The following is a 16664-nucleotide window of genomic DNA, read 5'->3' on the forward strand; positions in this document are numbered from 1 at the left end:
TGCCAGCTCTGAAAAACGTGGCAAGCCATTGTTTGTTATTCATATTTGCCTTCCCGTCCGGCTGTCGCTAATGGCCTGCGCTAACAAATTGTCAACCATTGTCAGCTTGCCTCGGCCGCTTCGAGCCGCTGCAGACGGTAGTTCAGCTGGCGCAGGGTCAGCCCCAGCATCTGGGCCGCGCGCGATTTGTTGCCATGGGCGTGCGCCAGCGCCTGCGCGATCTGCTGACGGTCGTGCGACTGCGCAGGGAGATAGGGGCGTACGGTGGCAAGCGCAGGCGGGCTCGCCTGGACGCTGCCGAACGATCTGCCGGCCTCCGGCGTGGCTTCGCTGTGGATCACGCGCTCGACCTCCTGTGCCGGAATCGTCGCGCCCTCGGCCAGCAGCACCAGGCGTTCCAGCACGTTGCGCAATTGCCGGATATTGCCCGGCCAGTGGTAGCCCGCCAGCGTCTCCATCGCCTCCGGCGTCAGGCCGACGTTGCGCTGATAGCTCTGACTGATGAGGTTGAGCTGGTGGCGCACCAGCGGGCGGATGTCTTCGGGACGTTCGCGCAGTGCGGGCAGGCGGATCGGAATGATGTTGAGGCGGTAATACAGGTCGAGACGGAAGCGGCCCGCGCTCACCTGCTGCTGCAGGTCGAGGTTGGTGGCGGCGACGATGCGTACGTCGATCGGCGTTTCGCGGCGGCCGCCGACGCGCTGCAGCGATTTCTCCTGCAGCACGCGCAAGAGCTTCACCTGCATCGCCAGCGGCAGGTCGCCGATCTCGTCGAGAAACAGCGTGCCGCCGTTCGCCTGCTCGAAGTATCCGGCGCGCGCCGCGACCGCGCCGGTGAATGCGCCTTTCTCGTAGCCGAACAATTCCGACTCGAACAGGTTTTCCGGGATCGCGCCGCAGTTCACCTTGACGAAAGGCTGGTCGCGCCGCGGGCTCGACAGATGCAGCGCGCGGGCGAACAACTCCTTGCCGGTGCCCGATTCGCCCAGCAGCAGCACCGTCACGTCGGTGGACGACACTTGTTCGATCTGGCGCAAGGCATGACGCAGGGCGGGCGATTCGCCGACGATGCCGAGCGTGGCCGGCTGCGGCGTGCCGCGCTCGAGCGCCCATTTGAGTTCGCGGTTCTCGTGTTCCAGGCGGGCGGTCTGTTCCGCCACGCGATCGTTCAGTTTGAGGATCTGCGTGATCAGCGTGGCGATGATTTCGAGGATGCGCAGGTCGTCGGCCAATGCTCGCGCGCGTCCGCGGATGCGGTGCACCCCCAGCAGACCCAGGACCTCGCCATCGCTGCGCAGCGGCAGGGCAATGAAGCTGACCGTTTCGTTCGGCAGGTGTGAACGGTCCACCGCGCGTGCGAGGTAATGCGGATCGTTGTCGATGTCCTGCACGATCACCGGCTCGCCGCTTTGCAGGGCGCGCCCGGTGACGCCGACCCCCGGGTGATAGATGCCGCGTTCGATTTCCGTGGCCGTCAGGCCGTAGGCATAACGGATCGCATAGTCGCCGTCGGACTGCCGCAACACCACGCGCCCGCGATTGAGCCCAAGAAACTCCGAGACCAGATGCAGCATTTCGCGGATCACCGGTCCGGGCTCCAGGCTTTTTCCGACCAGGCGTGCCGATTCGCGAATAACCAGCATTTCCTCGTTCTGTAGATGTTCGGCTGGCAATGCAGGGGATGTCATGGCGATTCCTCAAAACATTTTGTCAACACTGTGTAATCAAGAATCGGACCAACGTTGAGGGCGGCTTCGGATATTCCTTGAAAAGCGATGGATAAACAGCTGCTTAGTGTCGATCGTGTGGGCTGGCACGCTTCCTGATAAGACCTTTGGTGTCGACACGATGCATCGCTCAGCCGGGTTCCTCCAGGCCCGCCAAATCAGGCGTTGGAGCGGTCGGCGTGCTGCAAACCGGAATCGGTGGCCATGCACCAGACCGGAGCGCGGTGCGGCGACGCTGGTGCATGCGGACGTGTTGTGACGCCAAGTTTTTTCAACCGATGGGAGCGCTTAATGTCCGGTTTTGATAATCCGTTTGACCCCGATACCCCACTGCACCGTGCAGGATGCAGTTGCGGCCGCCACCACAGTCAGGCTGATCATGATGCCGCCATGCAAAACGAGGATGCGCGCGTGTCGCGCGTGGTCGAATCGGCGGTGATGCGCGGCCTGTTCCCCGACGACCAGATGCGCCGCAATTTCCTGCGCGCGGTCGGCGCCGGCACGGCGATGGCGGCGATCTCGACCTTGTTCCCGATGGGTGCCGCCAAGGCGCTGGCGGCGGAAAAAGGCAAGCTGGAAAAAACCGATCTCAAGATCGGCTTCGTCCCCATCACCTGCGCCACGCCCATCATCATGGCGGGGCCCATGGGTTTCTACGAGCGCGAAGGCTTGAACGTCAGCCTGCAGAAAACCGCCGGCTGGGCCGTCGTGCGCGACAAGGTGCAGAACAAGGAATACGACGCATCGCACCTGCTGTCCCCGATGCCGCTGGCGATGTCGCTGGGGCTGGGATCGGCCAAACAGGCGGTCGACGTGGCGACGATCCAGAACATCAACGGCCAGGCCATCACGCTGCATCTCAAGCACAAGGACAAGCTCAATCCCAAGGACTGGAAGGGGATGAAGTTCGGCCTGCCGTTCGACTACTCGATCCACAACCTGCTGTTGCGCTACTTCCTCGCCGAGCATGGCCTCGACCCGGACAAAGACGTCGAACTGCGCATGATGCCGCCACCCGACATGGTGGCCAACCTGCGCGCCGGCAACATCGACGGCTTCCTCGGCCCCGAGCCGTTCAACCAGCGTGCGGTATACGAAGGCTTCGCCTTCATCCACACCCTGTCGCGCGACCTGTGGGATGGCCATCCCTGCTGTGCCTTCGGCGTGAAGGAGGGTTTCTACAAGGAGTATCCCAACACCTACGCTGCGCTGTTCCGGGCGATTGCGAGCGCGACCGACTACGCGCACAAGCCGGAAAATCGCAAGGCCATCATCGAGGCCATCGCCCCGGCCAACTACCTCAACCAGCCCATCCCGGTGCTGGAGCAGGTCATGACCGGGCGATTCGCCGACGGCCTCGGCAGCGTGAAGAATGTGCCGGACCGCGTCGACTTCGATCCTTTCCCCTGGCAGTCGATGGCGGTGTGGATCCTTACGCAGCTGAAGCGCTGGAACTACATCAAGGGCGAGGTCAACTACAAGGCCGTTGCCGAAGACGTGTTCCGCGCTACCGATGCGAGGAAGCGCATGGCCGAGATCGGGCTGAAGGCGCCGGCGTCGAGCTACACGAAGCACACCATCATGGGCAAGGTGTTCGATCCCGCGAAGCCTGCCGAATACCTCAACTCCTTCGCCATCAAACGCGCATGAAGACCCGATTCTCACTCAGTCAGAAGGCCGGCTTGTTGTCGCTCGGGCTGTTCGCGGCAATCCTGCTGGTCTGGCAGCTGCTGACGCTGCCGGAAACCCATGTGGCCGCGGCCAACGTCGATCCTGAATACGCCGCGCTGATGGGGGGCGGGGGGGCCAAGGCCGCCTCGGGGTTCCCCACCCCGGCGGCGATGGCGCAGACCGTGTGGGACAAGCTGTCCCACCCGTTCTACGACAACGGTCCCAACGACAAGGGCATCGGTATCCAGCTCGGCTATTCGCTGGCGCGCGTGCTCGGCGGTTTTTTCCTCGCCGCCGTGGTGGCGATCCCGCTCGGCTTCGCCATCGGCAACTCGCGCGTGGTCTACCAGGCGATCAATCCCTACGTGCAGCTGTTAAAGCCGATCTCGCCGTTGGCGTGGATGCCGCTCGCGCTCTACACGATCAAGGACGCCTCGGCCTCGTCGATCTTCGTCATCTTCATCTGCTCGCTGTGGCCGATGCTGATCAATACCGCGCACGGCGTCGCCAACGTGAAGAAGGACTGGCTCGACGTCTCGCGCACGCTGGAAGTGAATCCGCTGCGAAAGGCCTTCCGCGTGATCCTGCCGGCCGCCGCGCCGACCATCCTCGCCGGCATGCGCATCTCCATGGGGATCGCCTGGCTGGTCATCGTCGCCGCCGAAATGCTGGTCGGCGGCACCGGGATCGGCTACTTCGTGTGGAACGAGTGGAACAACCTGTCGCTCACCAACGTGCTGTTCGCCATCCTCATGATCGGTGTCGTCGGCATGGCGCTCGACAGCCTCTTCGGCGTGCTCGGCAAGCGCGTCGCGTATCAGGAATGAACCGGGGAATGCAAGCATGACAAGTCCATCCATCCATCCCTTCCTGCAGGTCGAGAACCTGGCGCGCATCTATCCCAGCCCGAGCGGGGGCGAGCCGGTCACCGTCTTCGACCACGTCAACTTCCGCATCCACAAGGGCGAGTTCGTCTGCGTCACCGGCCATTCCGGCTGCGGCAAGTCGACCATCCTCAACATCCTCGCCGGCCTTGACAGCGCCAGCCTGGGCAACGTGTTCATGGACGGTCGCGAAGTATCCGGTCCCAGCCTCGATCGCGGCGTCATCTTCCAGAGCCATGCGCTGATGCCCTGGCTCACCGTGCTGGAGAACGTCGCCTTCGCCGTGAAGTCGCGCTGGCCCGCCCGCAACAAGCAGCAGGTGCGCGAGCATGCCATGCGCTACATCGAACTGGTCGGCCTGAAAGGGGCCGAACACAAGCTGCCGTCGCAGCTGTCCGGCGGCATGAAGCAGCGCGTCGGCATCGCGCGCGCGTTTTCCATTGAGCCGAAAATGCTGTTGATGGACGAGCCCTTCGGCGCACTCGATGCGCTGACGCGCGGCGTCATCCAGGACGAACTGCTGAAGATCTGCGCCGAAACGCAGCAGACCGTGTTCATGATCACGCACGACGTCGACGAGGCCATCCTGCTGTCCGACAAGATCATGTTGATGTCGAACGGACCGCACGCGCGCATCGCCGAGATCGTCAACAACACCCTGCCGCGTCCGCGTGACCGCAGCGCCATCCACAAGCAGCCGCACTACTATCCGATCCGCAACCATCTGGTCGATTTCCTGGTGAGCCGCTCGAAGCTGTTCGGCAGCCTGCGCGATGCGCCCGATGCCCCCAGTTCACCCACCGTGTTCGACCCGGCCGACCTCGTCGAGTCCGACGTCGAGCCGGTCGTCGTCCACACGCCGCCCGTCGGCAAGCCCCACATCCACCTCGTCAACGCCTAAGGACCATCATGACCCGCACCGAAGTCACCGATCTCATTCTCGCTGCCAAGCACAAGAAAGGCCTCAAATGGGCCGACATCGCCAAGAAAGTCGGCCAGAGCAAGGAATGGACAACCGCCGCCCTCCTGGGCCAGATGACGCTCGACAAGAAGCAGGCCGCCACCGTCGGCAAGCTGCTCGGCCTCCCGGCCGACGCGGTCGACCAGTTGCAGATGGTGCCGTACAAGGGCAGCCTGCCTTCCGCCGTGCCGACCGATCCGCTGATCTACCGCTTCTATGAGCTGATCATGGTCTACGGCATCACGATCAAGTCGCTGATCCACGAAGAGTTCGGCGACGGCATCATGAGCGCGATCGATTTCTCGATGGATATTTCGCGCGTGCCGGATCCCAAGGGGGATCGGGTGAAGATCGTGCTGAACGGGAAGTTCCTGCCGTACAAGATGTACTGATTCCCTAGTTGCGCCGCAGCCAGGCCTCGAATTCATCCGGTGGCAGCGGTTTCCCGGCGTAGAGATAGCCTTGCGCGTAATCGCACCCTGCCGCGACCAGTAGGGCGCGCTGCCCGGCGGTTTCCACGCCCTCCGCGATGACCTTCAGCCCCAGTTCGTGCGCCATGACGATGATCGCCCTCGAGAGGGCCATGTCGTTCGGGTCCGTTTCGATGTCGCGCACGAACGACCGGTCGATCTTCAGGTAGTCGATGGGAAACTGCTTGAGATAGGACAGCGTGGAATAGCCCGTCCCGAAATCGTCGATGGCGATCTGGATGCCGGCGTCGCGAAATGCCAGCAGCTGCTCGGTGACGTCGGCATGCGCATTGAGCAGCAGGTTTTCCGTGATCTCGATCGTAAGATTCGTGCCCGGCAATCCGATGTCCTGCAGATGTCGTAGCCATGCCTGGGTACGCGGGCGTCCTTCCGCCCGGAACTGCACGGGCGACATGTTGATGCTGACCTGGAAATCGTCGCCGAATTCATCGCGCCATGCCTGCACGCGCCGCGCCGACTCCATGAGGACCCATTCGCCGATTTCGTTGATGAGTCCGGTTTCTTCGGCGAGCGGAATGAAGTCCATCGGGTTGACCAGCCCGCGCGTGGGATGTCGCCATCGCAGCAGCGCTTCGGCCTTGCAGGTGCGTCCAGTGGACAGCTCGACGATCGGCTGGAAATGGGCGACGAATTGCCGGGCGGCAATCGCTTCGCGCAGGTCGCGGGACAGTTTCAGACGCGTCTGGGCGGCTTCCTGCAGCGACGCGGTGAAATAGAAAAAGCGATTGCGCCCATGTTTTTTGGCGGCATACATGGCCTGGTCGGCATGCTTCAACAGCGTGTCGATATCGTTGGCATCGCCCGGATATACGGTGATGCCGATACTGGCCGTGATGTAAGCCAGTTCGTCGCCGAGACGAAAAGGCTCGGCCAGGCGTCCGATGATTTTCTGGGCGATGGTCTCGATGTGGGTACGATCCGACAGGTCGGCCAGGATGACCGTGAATTCATCGCCGCCCAGACGCGCGACCGTATCGGCATCGCGCAGGCAAGCGCGGATGCGTCGGGCCGCCTCCTGCAGCAGGATGTCGCCCACGTCATGCCCCAGCGTGTCGTTGACCTCCTTGAACTCGTCGAGATCGACCAGCAGGAGTGCCAGGAAGAAGTCGGCACGCTGGGACTTGATGATTTCCTGGCCCAGGCGGTCGAGGAACAGTCGCCGGTTGGGTAGTTGCGTCAGCGGATCGAAGTTGGCCTGGCGCTGAATGGTTTCCTCCGCCTGCCTGCGCTCGCTGACATCAAGGTAGGTTCCGATCAGGCGCGTGGGAGCATGGGCCGAATCACGGGTGACTACCATGCCATGCGCCTGGATCCATTTCCAGCTGCCGTCCTTGCAGCGTTTGCGATGTTCATGGACGAAGGTGTCGCGGCGGCCGTCAAGCAGCGGTTGTCGTGCGGCCATCAGGCCGGGCAGGTCGTCCGGGTGAACGCGCTGCAGCCAGTCGTCCATGCAGGAGCCGATCTCATGGTCGGCAAATCCCAGCATGGCCTTGCTGCGGCTTGAAAGCAGAATCCGGTTGGCTGGAATGTCCAGATCCCATACACCGGCCCCCGTGCTGTCCAGCGCGAAGCGCCAGCGTTCCTCCACATCGCGCAACCTGGCGTTGATCTCCGCGGTTTCCCGTCTGGAGAGGACGAGCTTGCGCACGAGCGGCGTCACCAGTCCGTACAGCAGGAGAATGCCCGTCACGACCAGGAGGGCCAGCAGCGGAACGATGATCCAGAGTTGTCGTCGGACGGGACCGAACAGTTCAGCCTGGTCGATCTTCAGCACCATGCCGGGCCCCAGGCGGCCCAATGGGGTGTAGGCGGCGACCACGTCCTCGTGGCGGTAATCCTGCGTGAATACAATGCCGGTTTCCCCTTTCAGCGCATGGCTCATGGGCAGCGGCTGCCCGGCTATCGTGCGAGCCATGCGTGCAAACACGTGTTGCGACCGGGTGAGCGGGAAGCATTGCATGTCCTTTTCCAACGGGGCGCACAGGGCGAGCTCCACGGTTTTTCCCAGCACGCCCGCTTCGGCGATGGCATTCGTCAGCCGTGGCAGGGTGGATTCGGTCCGTGCCGTGCCCATGAGGTGGCCCCCTTCGTCCATGACCTCATGGTCGACCCGCAGGATCAGTTGTCCATCCCACAGCAGATGTGATGTGGCTTGCGTGTTGAGGGGCACGTTGAGCGCCGGGCTTTTCGCCGGATGACCTGCATACACGATTGCCTGGCCATGGCTGTCATGAAAGGAGACACTGGCGAATCCAATCGGCAGAAAGGAATCCGCAATCTGCTGCAAGGCTTGTCGGCTGGCCTCATTGTCCGGCTTCGCCTTCAGCTGCTGCAGGTTGTGGATCACGAAAGGGCGGGTGGAAACAGCCAGCGCATTGGTCACGCCTGAGCTGATCTCGCTTTCGAACAGTCGGCGGTCGTTCTGGAGGGCGGTGGCCAGGCTTTTGACGAGGACGGACTCCGCTTGTCGCTGCATCAGGGCATACACGGCGATGCCGGCGGCGAGCGTCAGGACAATCAGGATGAGGCCACCGATGAGGCCGATGCGGTGACTTTCGAATTGCCGATCCAAATACATTCCCCCCGATCTCGCGCTGGGCATGCCGGGGCGTGCACGCGCAAGGTATTGATATCGTGGATGCTGCCAGTTCGACAACTTACCACGCATTTCGGGAGAAGGTTGAAAGGGCGGTCGGCCACTGTAGTGGCCGACCGCAATGACGGGCAGCGCGTCAGCGCGCCATCGCCACCGCGTTCACCGCCACACGGGCACTGGCGCGCTGGCTCAGCAGACTGTTGAATATCAGCGCCAGGATGACAAACGCAGCGCCTGCCAGTTCGGCAAGCCCGAAACGATGGCCGAGGATGACGCCGATGACGAACGCGGATACCGGCACGAAGTTGATGAACAGCACGCCGTTGAGCGCGCCCAGCTGCCGGATGCCGGCATTCCAGCTCAATACGGCGATCACCGCGCCGATCACCACCATGTAGGCCAGTGCCCACAGTCCGTCCTGCACGGCCGCCATGGTGGGCGGATGAATGTGGCCCAGCCGCGTCATCGCGGCAGTCGCGGCAAAGATGCTCAGCGCACCCAGCAGACAGGTCAGCGTGGTATAGCGCAGCGGCGACCAGTGTGTGAAGCGTGCGGCCCCCAGCGTGTAGAACACCCAGCACAGTGCGCCGAGCAACAGCAGCAGGTCACCGCCGACCTGACCCGAGGCAGACAGCGTGGAGAGATGGCCGTTGCTCACCACCAGCACCACGCCGGTCAAGGCGATGGCGATGGCGACCAGCGTGTGCCCGGCCGGGCGGACGCCGCGCATGCCCCAGTTCACCAGGGCGGTCATCAGGGGCATCAGTGCCATGATGACCGCAGCGTGCTCGGGCCGGCTGTGCGCCAGACCGGTGAACGCGAGCAGGTTGAAGCCGGCAAAGCCCAGGCTGCCATATAGCCAGAGCAGCATGCCGCGACCCTCGAGCCGGAAGGCGCCCCGCCCTTCACGGTAGGCCAGCAAGCCGGCGAAGAGAAAGGCGGCGCCCCCATAGCGGATGGCGGTCATATGGAACGCGTCGATCTGCGGCAGCAGGGGCTTGGCGACCTGGAACATGCCGCCCCAGGAGACGGCGGCGAGCAGCAGCAGGCCCATGGCCTGGAAAAGCGAAGCGCGGGACATCGTGATCTCCTTGCAACAGTGCGATGTGCATAGCGTAGCCATTCGAGGCCTGTTAAAAATCCCTCCGGAAGGCATATGATTGTTTCCCCTGGGTTAACAATAGTGTCCGCCATGCTCGACCTGGAAGCTGCCCGCATCTTCACCCTCGTGGTCCAGAACCAGTCCTTTTCGGAAACCGCGCGCAAGCTGGGCGTATCGGCGCCGGTCATCAGCAAGCAGGTGGCGCGCCTGGAAAAATCGCTGGATGCGCGGCTGCTGCAGCGCACCACGCGTCGCCTCGGCCTGACCGAGGCCGGTACCGCGTTCTATGCGCATTGCGTACGCATGCTCGAAGAGGCCGACGCCGCCGAACGCGCAGTGAGCCGCCTGCATGAAGCGCCGCGCGGCCACCTGCGCGTCAGCGCGACCGTCGGCTTCGGCAGCTTGCGCATCGCCCCGCTGCTGCCGGGCTTCCTGTCGCGCTATCCCGAAGTGAGCGTGGAACTGGTGTGCGACGACCGCGTGGTGGATCTGGTCGATGGCGGCTACGACCTCGCCCTGCGCCTCACCGCCCAACCCGGCGAACTGCTGGTGGCGCGGTCCTTGGCTGCGGTGCGCCAGGTGCTTTGCGCCGCACCCGCCTATCTCCAACGCCGTGGCACGCCGCAACGGCCGGAAGAACTCGCGGACCACAACTGCCTGCGCTACCTGCGCAGCGACGAGACGGGCGATACCCGCTGGGCGTTCGTGAGCGAGGGGCACCCCCTCAACGTGCCGGTGAGCGGTAACTTTTTCACCAACAACATTGATGCCCTGCGGCGGGCGGCTCTGGCCGGTCTGGGGGTCATCCTGGGTTCGAGCTACCGGCTGGAGCCGGATATTCGGGCGGGGCGGCTGGTGGAGATTCTGGCTGATTTCCTGCCTGGGCAGGATGCGCGGATTTATGCGGTGTATCCGTCGAATCGGCATTTGAGTCCGAAGGTGCGGGTGTTTATTGATTATCTGGTGGAGGCGTTGGTGGAGACTTAGGGGGCTGCCCTGGGCATCCGTTCGCGTTGGCCTGTACTGGTTGCGGCGCACACTACTTTAGCCGCCGTTCGCCCTGAGCCTGTCGAAGGGCTTGGTCGTTGTAGTGAGGTGTTCGCAGGACTGAGGATCGTTGGCCGGGGGTAGCCCGGCGGCTAGTCACTTTTCTTGTCTCGCCAAGAAAAGTGACCAAAAGAAGGCGACCCCGACAGCCCCGAATTCCCGGAAATCGAGCCTGCCGGACGGGCGGCGAAGAACTCGCCCCGCCTTCGATGTTTTTAATTGGTTTTTTGTGGGCAGGGCTCAAACACCTTCGCCGCTGATCCGCCCGGCAGACTCGATTTCCGGCGGGGCTGTAAGGGGAGGAAAGTCAAAACCAGGGCGGTGATGACTGGGCGGTTTGCGTGCTAGTGATGCGACGCAAGTCCGGTGCGCCCTTACGTCGGCTGCTCTTGCTCCTCGATGAACTGTTTGAGGCGTCTGTATCTTGGCGTCAGCTTGCCTTTGCCTCCTGTGTAGTCCAGATATGTTCCGGTGAACATTTCATAACAGCCTGTCCGAGATATTCGATTCATGAAATCCCTAATTTCTTCTTGAGGAATATTTAGATCAGTTGTCAGGCGTGCCGAAAAATCATCCCAAAATGTATTGGTCCATTGAAGGTCGTTCTGATCTGGATTCCATGGTTGACTTGAGTATGAGTCAAGGATTGTCAGCGCCTGCAATTCTCGATAATTGAGCTCGTCCAGTATCTCCAAAAAGATTTCATACTCATCTACGTCCCGCGGTCCATTGGGGGAAACCGATGATTTCAGCAGTCTGGCAAACATTCTGATCTTTTCTCGGTGTCGTGAGTTGAGTGCATAACGGGCTGTGGCAAAGTAACAGTGCAAGAAATCTTCTGATTCCAATTCGGCAGGATCAATTTGCGTGGTGCCTTTGGCAAGCTCATCAAAGAAAGCCCTAGAACGTTGCTCCCGAATTGTTGTAAGTGTTCGGGCAAGTACGACGTCGATTGCACCGCCTATCCCAAAGGGGATAAGTTGAATTAGCCCACGGATAACCCGGTTACCCTCGTAGCGAGCAAGAAGGGTTTGGGTGGTTGGGGTGTTCATGCAGTTTGGTTCGTGGGACGAAATGACACAAATAATAATCAGAAACGTGGGGCTATCACTTGCCTGGTTTTGACTTTCTTCCCCTTACAGCCCTGCCGAAGATCAAGTGTGGCGGGTGGATCAGCGGCAAAGGTGTTTGAGCCCCGCTCACAAAAATTAAATCAACCCGACAAAAGCGGGGCGAGTTCTTTGCCGCCCATCCGGCGCGCTTGATCTTCGGGGTTTCGGGGCTGTCGGGGTCGCTTTCTTTTGGTTCCTTTTCTTGGCGAGACAAGAAAAGGAACCAGCTGCCGGGCTACCCCCGGCCAACGGTCAGCAGTCCTGCGAACACCTTCACCACAACGACCAGCCCTTCGACAGCACCCGCAAGGAGCACGCCGGTGGGTCCCCGCAGCTGCGCGGCGATCCTTCCGCAGGCTCAGGGCGAACGGCAACTGCCCCTTGCTTACGCATATCCCCCATACCGATGCATAGGCGTCAACACAATATCCTCGTGATAGTGATGATGCAGCGCGTCCAGCAGTTTCGCGTGTATCCCCCCGAACCCCCCGTTGCTCATCATCAGCACATGATCGCCCGGCCGCGCGTCGGCCACCAGTTGCGCAACCAGCTTGTCGAGGTTGTCGAACACGCGCGCCTTGTCGCCCAGCGGCGCCAAAGCCTCGGCGGGGTCCCAGCCGAGGTTGGCGCCGTAGCAGTAGACCTGGTCGGCCTCGGTGAGGCTGCCGGGCAGCTGGGCTTTCATGACGCCGAGCTTCATGGTGTTGGAACGCGGCTCCAGCACGGCGAGGATGCGGCTCTTGCCGATCTTCGCCCGCAGGCCTTCGACGGTGGTGGCGATGGCGGTGGGATGGTGGGCGAAGTCGTCGTAGACGGTGATGCCGTGGACGGCACCGCGGATTTCCATGCGGCGCTTGACGTTCTCGAAACGGGACAGGGCATCGATCGCAGTGGCGGCGGGCACGCCGGCGTGGCGCGCGGCGGCAATCGCCGCGAGTGCGTTCATGCGGTTGTGCTCGCCGATCAGTTCCCACTTCACGCGGCCTTGCAGCGTGCCGTTGAAGAAGACGTCGAAGCTGCCCTGGATGTCGGCTTCGCCTGTGGTCCAGCCGTCTGCGCCGTTGGTTGACGTGGCGCCGAAGCGCTCGACCGGAGTCCAGCAGCCGCGTGTGAGCACGCGTTCGAGGTTGGCGTCGGCGCCGTTGGCGACGATGAGGCCGTTGCCCGGGACGGTGCGCACGAGGTGGTGGAACTGGGTCTCGATGGCGGCGAGGTCGGGGAAGATGTCGGCGTGGTCGTATTCGAGGTTGTTGAGGATGACGGTGCGCGGCCGGTAGTGGACGAACTTGGAGCGCTTGTCGAAGAAGGCGGTGTCGTATTCGTCGGCTTCGATGACGAAGAAGGGCGTGTCGGTCAGCCGCGCGGAGACTTCGAAATTCTGCGGAACGCCACCGATCAGGAAGCCGGGACGCATGCGGGCGTCGTCGAGGATCCAGGCCAGCATGGCGGAGGTGGTGGTCTTGCCGTGGGTGCCGGCGACGGCGAGCACCCATTTGTCGCGCAGGACGTTGTCGGCCAGCCACTGCGGGCCGGAGGTGTAGGGCAGGCCGCGTTCGAGGAGAGTTTCCATCAGCGGGTTGCCGCGGGTGACGACGTTGCCGACGACGAAGATGTCGGCCTTGATGTCGGCCTGGCTGGCGTCAAAGCCTTCGATGAGGTCGATGCCGAGCGCGCGCAGCTGGTCGGACATCGGCGGGTAGACGTTGGCGTCGCAGCCGGTGACGGTGTGACCAGCTGCGCGGGCGATGGCGGCGATGCCGCCCATGAAGGTGCCGCAGATGCCGAGGATGTGGATGTGCATTTTCTTGGTGAGGCGTTAGGGGTTAGGGGTTAGGTGGGGGAGGCAAGGGGGTGGCCGCGGTTCCGGCTCCTTACCCCTCACGCCTCACTCGGACATGATTATCCCATGGCGGCGGCGCGTGCCTGCTGGATCAGGTGGGTCAGCAGGGCGCGCAGTTTGGCGGGGCGCAGCGGCTTGTGCAGCAGGGGAAAGCCGGCGCGGCTGATGCGCAGGATGGTGTCGGGCGCGGTGTCGCCAGTGACCAGGATGGCCGGAATGTCGTGGCCGAATTTCTGCCGCAGGCGGGGGACGACCTCGATGCCGTCGATGTCGTCGGGCAGGCGGTAATCCGACACGATGACGTCGGGCACGCGGTCGAGGCTGGTGAGCCAGTGTTCGGCCTCGTCGGCGCTGTGGGCAGTGACCAGGTCGATCTGCCAGTTGTCGAACAGTTCGGCCATGCCGCGCAGGATGGCGCTTTCGTCGTCCACCAGCAGCACCAGCGCATCGGTGGGGATGGAACCGGGCGAATGCGCGGTGGTGGGCGGCTGAATCAGGCGCGTTTCGCCGCTGGGCACGTCGATGCTGAATATCGAGCCGTGACCCGGGTGGGAGAGCAGGTCCACCCGGTGTCCCAGCAGCCGGCCGAGGCGGGACACGATGGCGAGTCCGAGTCCGAGGCCCTTGCTGCGGTCGCGTGCCGGGTTGTGCAGCTGGACGAATTCCTGGAATACGCTCTCCTGCTGGTCGAACGGGATGCCGCGTCCGGTGTCGATCACGCTGATGCGCACCAGCTCGCCGCGCTGCCGGCAGGCCACCAGAATGCCGCCGTCGTCGGTGTAGCGGATGGCGTTGGCGATCAGGTTGACGAGAATGCGCTCGATCAGCAGCGGGTCGCTGTACAGGGTGACGTCGCACGGGCGGAAACGCAGGCGCAGCTGCTTTTCCGCCGCCAGCGCACCGAATTGCTGTTCGAGTTCGACGAACATCTTCTGCAGCGGAAAATGCACCGGGTGTGTTTCGATGGTGCCGGCGTCGAGCCGCGAAATGTCGAGCAGCGCGTTGAACAACAGTTCCATGGCTGCGGTGGAGGCTTCGATGTTGTCGATCAGGGTTTGCGCCTCGGGCTGCTGGTTGCGTGCCTTCAGCGCAGCGACAAACAGCGACAGGGCATGCAGCGGTTGCCGCAGGTCGTGGCTGGCTGCGGCGAAGAAGCGTGACTTGGCCTGGTTGGCGCGTTCGGCCATGTCTTTTTTGGCGGCGAGGTCGGCGGTGGCTTCGCGGATGCGCTGCTCCAGTTCGCCACGGTGCGTCTGCAAGGCCTCCGCCATGTCGTTCACGCCGGCGGCCAGGGCGCCAACCTCGCCTTCGGGCGGTAAGTGGGTGCGCACCGAGAGATCGTCGCAGGCGAGTAGTCCCACCACGCGGCCGACATGCTGCAGCTGGCCGGCCAGCCGGTTGGACAGCCGCCAGGCCAGTGCGCCGGTCAGCGCCAGGGCCAGCAGCATCAGGAGGACGGCATGGATCAGGGTGTCGCGCTTGAACGTGGCGATCTGGTCGAGTTGGACGCCGACTTCCACTTCGCCCAGCAGGTCGCTGGCAATGGCCGGGTCGGCCGGAAACAGGGCGTTGTCCTGGACCACGGTGTCGGGCAGGAGAATGCGGGCGCGCTGTCGATAGCGGTCGGCGAGCTGGTTGGCATCCAGGACGTCGCCGGCGCTGGCCAGCGTATGGCCATGGAGGTCGGTGATGCGGGCAAACGCCAGTTGGTTGTTGCGGGCTTCGGTCTCGAGCAGGTGGCGGGCCAGGACCGTGTCGCCGCTGACCAGTGCGTAGGGCAAGGCATCAGCGAGGTGTCGGGCCGAACTTGTGGCCCGTGCGTGGAGAGCCTTTTCGGCCGTGGCCAGTGCCTGCGAGGTGAAGTAGGCCACCATGCCGAATTCGGCGAGCAGCGCAGGCAGCAGGGCGATCATCAGCATCCGGCTGCGGATGCTGGAAGGCGACAGGCGGCGGAGCCAGGCGCGCGGAGCGGTCACGAATTATGGGTCAAGCGCTGGATGGCGAGCACGGCCTCGGTTCGATTGGTCACGTCGAGGGCGCGAAAAATTGCCGCGATGTGGACTTTCACCGTGCTTTCCGACATCGCCAGCATGCCGGCGATGGCCTTGTTGGCACAGCCCTGTGCCAGCAGGCGCGCCACTTCGAGCTGGCGCGCGGTCAGCCCGCTATGCTGCAGGGCCTCGAAATCGGCCGGCACCACCGTATGCAGTCCGCCGTTCCCGTCGCCCAGGCAGGCCGGCACGAAAATGTTGCCTGCCAGTACCTGCCGCAGCGCGGACAGCATCACCGCGGTGGACGCGGCCTTGGGAATGTAGCCGAGCGCGCCGGCTTCCAGCGCATTGCGGATGTCGTGCGGTGATTCGGAGGCGGACAGGACCACCAGGGGAATGTCGGGGAAGCGGCTGCGATATTGCGTGATCCCTTGCATGCCGACGAAACCGGGCATGTTCAGATCCACCAGCGCCAGGTCGAGATCGGTATGCAGCGCCGTCTGTGCGAACAGGCTGGGGTAATCGTGGGCGTCGATGATCTCGACCGGCGGCTCCAGTTGCGATAACACCTGTCGCACGCCCTCGCGCATCAGCGGATGATCGTCGGCCAGGAGGGTTTTCATGTCTGCGCGTCCTGCATGGCGGGATTCTAGCAGCCTGCCTGCTTGGAGAATCGATGCGCGCGGAGGAGGAGACCGCTCGGCGGGCCGAGTCGGCACCGCCGCTATTTGCCGCGTACTTTGCTCACGCCGGCGTCGATGGCGTTTTCCAGATAGCCGAAGTAGTAGTCGGGGATCAGCAGGCCGACGATGGGATCACCGACCCCGTTGCCCTGGGTGTCGAAGACTTGGACGGTGGGCACCATGAATACCTTGTGCGCGGCGGCAAACGCGCCTTCGGTGGTGGGCGTGCCGTCAAAGTCGGTCATGGGATCGGTGGTGCCGATGGTGACCTCGCGGATGATGACGCGCTTGCGGTAGGCCGGGTCCTTGTGCATGGGAATCAGATAGTCGTGCTTGACGCGTTCGCAATACGGGCAGTGCGGCGTGGTGAAGACGACCAGGACGGGCACCTGCCGTTTGGCGGCCGTGCGCGCGTCGGCCTGGAAATCCTTGGCGTGGACCAGGCTGTCCGCCGCGCGGGCAGTGCAGGACAGCCCCAGGCCCCATGCTAAAATCAGAGCCCAGGCTGCGATCTGTCGTGCGATTGTCGCCATTCCTGCGGGTGGTTTCGGGTACGTCA

Annotated in this window: 13 protein-coding genes; 5 read left to right on the top strand and 8 right to left on the bottom strand. The window is 63.3% G+C overall.

Translation table 11 applies throughout. From position 1 onward, the window contains the following. Positions 1-101: 101 nt before the first annotated feature. The gene (locus ABT23_RS08870) at positions 102-1688 is read right to left on the bottom strand and encodes a sigma 54-interacting transcriptional regulator (RefSeq protein WP_296633842.1); all 1587 of its coding nucleotides are present in this window, start codon (positions 1686-1688) and stop codon (positions 102-104) included. A 429-nt stretch (positions 1689-2117) separates the two neighbouring features. Between ABT23_RS08870 and ABT23_RS08875 the strand changes: the two genes are divergently transcribed. From ABT23_RS08875 to cynS, 4 genes are read left to right on the top strand one after another with little or no spacing between them, the layout of a single operon-like run. After that, a complete protein-coding gene (locus ABT23_RS08875; RefSeq protein ID WP_296633845.1) occupies positions 2118-3377 on the top strand; it encodes a CmpA/NrtA family ABC transporter substrate-binding protein in 1260 nt (419 codons plus the stop codon). Continuing rightward, positions 3374-4225: a nitrate ABC transporter permease gene (gene ntrB / locus ABT23_RS08880; protein ID WP_296633848.1), complete on the top strand. Its 852-nt coding sequence runs from the start codon at positions 3374-3376 to the stop codon at positions 4223-4225. Before ABT23_RS08875 ends, ntrB begins: the two co-directional genes overlap by 4 nt. Positions 4226-4241: 16 nt before the next feature. After that, positions 4242-5183, top strand: coding sequence for an ABC transporter ATP-binding protein (locus ABT23_RS08885; protein WP_296633850.1), 942 nt, complete (start codon positions 4242-4244; stop codon positions 5181-5183). Between the two features lie 8 nt (positions 5184-5191). Further along, entirely contained in the window at positions 5192-5635 is a 444-nt protein-coding gene (gene cynS / locus ABT23_RS08890) for a cyanase (protein ID WP_296633852.1), read from the top strand. 4 nt (positions 5636-5639) lie between these two features. Here the strand turns inward: cynS and ABT23_RS08895 are convergent, their stop codons facing one another. Beyond that, positions 5640-8306 (bottom strand): GGDEF domain-containing phosphodiesterase, encoded by a 2667-nt coding sequence (locus tag ABT23_RS08895; RefSeq protein ID WP_296633854.1) that lies wholly within the window; start codon positions 8304-8306, stop codon positions 5640-5642. 160 nt (positions 8307-8466) lie between these two features. Further along, on the bottom strand, positions 8467-9411 hold the full coding sequence (locus ABT23_RS08900; protein ID WP_296633855.1) for a DMT family transporter: 945 nt from the start codon (positions 9409-9411) through the stop codon (positions 8467-8469). A gap of 111 nt (positions 9412-9522) precedes the next feature. On the opposite strand from ABT23_RS08900, the gene ABT23_RS08905 reads away from it, so the two are divergent. Continuing rightward, on the top strand, positions 9523-10419 hold the full coding sequence (locus tag ABT23_RS08905) for a LysR family transcriptional regulator (protein ID WP_296634206.1): 897 nt from the start codon (positions 9523-9525) through the stop codon (positions 10417-10419). A 434-nt stretch (positions 10420-10853) separates the two neighbouring features. Here the strand turns inward: ABT23_RS08905 and ABT23_RS08910 are convergent, their stop codons facing one another. From ABT23_RS08910 to ABT23_RS08930, 5 genes are all read right to left on the bottom strand, one after another. Continuing rightward, positions 10854-11531 (bottom strand): hypothetical protein, encoded by a 678-nt coding sequence (locus ABT23_RS08910; RefSeq protein ID WP_296633858.1) that lies wholly within the window; start codon positions 11529-11531, stop codon positions 10854-10856. A gap of 445 nt (positions 11532-11976) precedes the next feature. Next, a complete protein-coding gene (mpl, locus tag ABT23_RS08915; RefSeq protein WP_296633866.1) occupies positions 11977-13392 on the bottom strand; it encodes a UDP-N-acetylmuramate:L-alanyl-gamma-D-glutamyl-meso-diaminopimelate ligase in 1416 nt (471 codons plus the stop codon). A gap of 98 nt (positions 13393-13490) precedes the next feature. Then, complete coding sequence (locus ABT23_RS08920; protein WP_296633868.1) at positions 13491-15407, bottom strand: ATP-binding protein; 1917 nt, start codon at positions 15405-15407, stop codon at positions 13491-13493. Further along, positions 15404-16045: a response regulator transcription factor gene (locus tag ABT23_RS08925; RefSeq protein WP_296633871.1), complete on the bottom strand. Its 642-nt coding sequence runs from the start codon at positions 16043-16045 to the stop codon at positions 15404-15406. The genes ABT23_RS08920 and ABT23_RS08925 overlap by 4 nt, the downstream gene beginning before the upstream one ends. Before the next feature lie 101 nt (positions 16046-16146). Further along, positions 16147-16638 carry a thioredoxin family protein gene (locus tag ABT23_RS08930; protein ID WP_296633874.1) on the bottom strand — a complete coding sequence of 164 codons (492 nt, stop codon included), beginning with the start codon at positions 16636-16638 and terminating at the stop codon, positions 16147-16149. Positions 16639-16664 lie beyond the last annotated feature (26 nt).

The sequence above is a fragment of the Thiobacillus sp. SCN 63-57 genome (assembly GCF_001725555.1).
In the GTDB taxonomy this organism is placed as follows: Bacteria; Pseudomonadota; Gammaproteobacteria; order Burkholderiales; family Thiobacillaceae; genus Thiobacillus.